The sequence below is a fragment of the uncultured Christiangramia sp. genome, assembly GCF_913046405.1.
In the GTDB taxonomy this organism is placed as follows: domain Bacteria; phylum Bacteroidota; class Bacteroidia; order Flavobacteriales; family Flavobacteriaceae; genus Christiangramia; species Christiangramia marina.
On the sequence record NZ_CAJWRQ010000161.1, the window covers coordinates 1 to 3,351 of the forward strand.

Below are 3,351 nucleotides of genomic sequence, written 5' to 3' on the forward strand. Positions count from 1 at the left end.
ACAGAAGAACACGCAATAGAAGTAGCTCTTAAGCAAGGATTTGAGTTAGTAGAAAAATCAGAAATTAACGCTAACCCTAAAGATACAAAAGATCACCCCAAAGGTGTTTGGACACTACCTCCTCGTTTAAGGTTAGATGATGTAGATAGAGATAAATATGAATCTATAGGTGAAAGCGATAGGATGACTCTCCTGTTCAGGAAACCATAATTAAATAAAAAACCCTGCATTAGCAGGGTTTTTTTAAACAGTAAGTGTAATTTATTGCTTTACGCCATGAATAACAGATACGGCATCAGTTACTACTGGTTTTGCGCCTATATAATTAGATCCACCATTAGGACCTACATCTACGAATGTAGCAGCAGGCAATAAGGAGGCATCTCCCAGTGTTATCCCTGGGTTGTCAATAGGTTTAAGAAACACAACTCCTTGAAGTTGTTTGACTAAATACTTGGTGCCAGTTTGATTCCTGCCTGAGTAAACAACTCCTGCAGTCTCACTATTAGGGATATAGAATCTAGATATCCAAGGAAAATATTGGCCACCATTTTGACAGTCGGTAGTGAAAGCACCGCTGTTGGTGTTATAACAAGAACCTGGAAAACCAAATAAACTTCCGAAAGCATTGTAATCTAGACCTACCTCGACTCCTGCAAAATCTCCATTCGCAGCCACATCAGGCACCAGATAAAAGACTTGAGTGGGTTCAGTAAACTCAATATTGTTTCCACCAGAATCACTTAAAAGCCATTTTTTGTCCCATCTTTGGTAGCCCGATTTAAGAGAGTAAAAAGTAGAGCCTCCGCTATCCCAAAATTTCCACTCACAATAATCTTTATCATGACCTTCAGGACAGCTGAACTGACTCAAATCAGTGACTAATGGTCCAGAATAAGAACCCCATCGATGATCTGTTCCTGCAATCGCGGTTGTTTGAGCATCAGTAAGAGTAGGCCAAACGGCATTGGTATCACCAACTTTATAATTCAAGCCATTTTTTGTATAGGTTACAAGATCAGCTGCGGCTATTTCCCCTGTACGGTATGTATTCTCAGTGTAAGGACCGTAACTTAGCGGCTGACCACTAGATCCAGGTACCGGTAAAGAATTTACGAAGGCAGTAACAGAGCTTCCGGTAAAGCAATTAGAAACACAGTACAAGGTTTCTGGATAATCTGCGGGTTTTACCTCTTCATTGGTATTTAAGAATACTGCGTTAAAAGCAGTCGTTGATGTAGGATCAGCTAAGGCTTCAGGAGAAATATATAAGCCTCCGTATCCTTTTACATAGCCACTAATTCCATCATTTGGATATTCAGATATCCAATTAGCTCTTGTAAATGTAATTGAAGTTCCAAGTTTTGAATCTACAGGAGGTGAATTATCTGGGTAAGTTCTAGCATGAGTAATTTCAAATCTATCGTTTGTTTTGTCGTACTTATAAATATAATCTGTAGAACTGGTAATGCCTAGTGTGTTATTTTGGTTTAACCATCCTGATAAACTTAAGCCGTCTATAGAGTTAAGCGAAATATGGTTAATCGTTGTTTTTTGTAACTTATTTCCACCTATTTGAAGGGAATAATCTTGCCCTGCCACTCCTGGACCCATGTCTCTGGTTACTACAGTGCCATCAGCAAAAGTTGCTACAACTGCAGCGGGGAAATGAAGGCCCCAGTAATCAGCAAAACCAAAATATTTTGATCCGCTTACGGTGGTTGTAACTGGGAAGCCACCTTGCGTTAATTCATAACGAGCTCCTGTTGTTGAATCATAGAGACCGTATTGAAAAAGTTCCTTTATGCCTTGAGACTCACGGGTGTCATAACAATATGTATTGGAATCATCGACAGCCCCTCCATTTTTAGAAAGTTGTTTCCTGCAATAAGCAGCTTCAGTAAAGCCAAACGAATAGACATAAAGGTTCATGCCTTCTTCTTGTGTTTCTTGGTTATAAAAGAATTGAGGCCATTGCACTACACCTTTACCTGAGTTATCGCCGGTTTTTTCAAGATATAGTTTGACGTTAAGTGTTTGGCCCCCCATATTCATTTCGTCCACCCAAGTTAATGCCCCAGCAGCGCTTGAAGATATATAGCCTTGCATAACGTTGGTATTACCAGCCAAATGAGCGGTGTAGTCCATTCTGAAAACCCCATAAGGATTAGCTGTGCTGGGAGAAGCTGTTACCTCAGTGTAGGTATAAATAGTCATGTTTTCAGGGGTGCCATCTCCATCCATATCTTCTTCATTAGGGACCCATACCTTACCTATCATGGGAGAATTATTGTCCGTCCTTGTGCCATTACCGACTACTTCGATGTAATCTGTGGCAGATTTTTCGGCAGCTTGGGCGGCGGCAGCAGCTTGACCTCCACTTTGAGGTCCATTTGCAATTTGACCTGATTTATCGCAAAGATTCATATCAACCAGGGATTTAAAGTTCCCTTTATTGAGCATTAAATCCACACCCACATTTCCCATAAAACAAAGGATCATATTGGGGGTGTCAGTTGAGTCATTTAATGTATCTTCAAGGAAGATATTAGTTACATCAGTATTGTACTTACTGTCACTAGGTACAGCACTGAACACAAAAGGTGATAAGAAGATTGAGAGTATTAATAATTTTTTCATGGTTTACTCCTGTGTTTCTACTGTTTGAATATTTTCTGGTGCACTTAGAGCTGTTGGCTCATTTACATCAGTTACTGTTATTGTAAGAGAAAGTGTTGTTGACAAACTCCCATCGCTAACAATCAGATTAACTAAATAAGTGTTATTTTCATCCGAATCCGAAGGTATTTCATAATCTTTTTCATTGCTGTTCATTTGGCTTAGTACTGTGATTTTACGGCTTTTTTTTCGACGCAATTCAGTAAATGCTAAGTTCTTTGCAATAGTGTAGATCCAAGTCGAAAACTTAGCGATTTGCTTATAATAATGCTTTTTTTGATACAATTTTAGCATAGTATCTTGAACGATATCTTCAGCTAATTCCATATCACCCAAATACTGGAATACAAAATTCATCAGCCTGTCACGATAACGATTCACCAATTCAACATAAGCCTTTTCATCACCCTTTTGAAAAAGTGCAATGAGTTGTTCATCAGTGTATACGTACGGGGAAATTGAATTACCCAAGGACATTGTAGATAAATTTGATAAGTTCTGATTCGTCATCACAAAATATTGTTTTTTGTCGTTTTTCAATTTTTCCAAGATGTTCATTACGATCTAATTGATCTAATACATCAATGTTTCTAACAGCAGCTAAATTAATTAAACTTAAGTATTCACTATTAGAAGTAAAGATTCCATTAAATTCATTTTAAATTCATTAGT

At 38.3% G+C, this 3,351-nt stretch carries 3 protein-coding genes; 1 reads left to right on the forward strand and 2 read right to left on the reverse strand.

Annotated elements, in window-relative coordinates; genetic code table 11:
- The coding region (locus QZ620_RS13730; protein ID WP_295182735.1) for a hypothetical protein at positions 1–210 on the forward strand (210 nt) is incomplete at its 5' end.
- A gap of 51 nt (positions 211–261) precedes the next feature.
- Here the strand turns inward: QZ620_RS13730 and QZ620_RS13735 are convergent.
- Together QZ620_RS13735 and QZ620_RS13740 are read right to left on the reverse strand one after the other, a co-directional pair.
- Positions 262–2,640 carry a hypothetical protein gene (locus QZ620_RS13735; protein ID WP_295182736.1) on the reverse strand — a complete coding sequence of 793 codons (2,379 nt, stop codon included), beginning with the start codon at positions 2,638–2,640 and terminating at the stop codon, positions 262–264.
- A gap of 3 nt (positions 2,641–2,643) precedes the next feature.
- The gene (locus tag QZ620_RS13740) at positions 2,644–3,237 is read right to left on the reverse strand and encodes a sigma-70 family RNA polymerase sigma factor (protein WP_295182738.1); all 594 of its coding nucleotides are present in this window, start codon (positions 3,235–3,237) and stop codon (positions 2,644–2,646) included.
- Positions 3,238–3,351 lie beyond the last annotated feature (114 nt).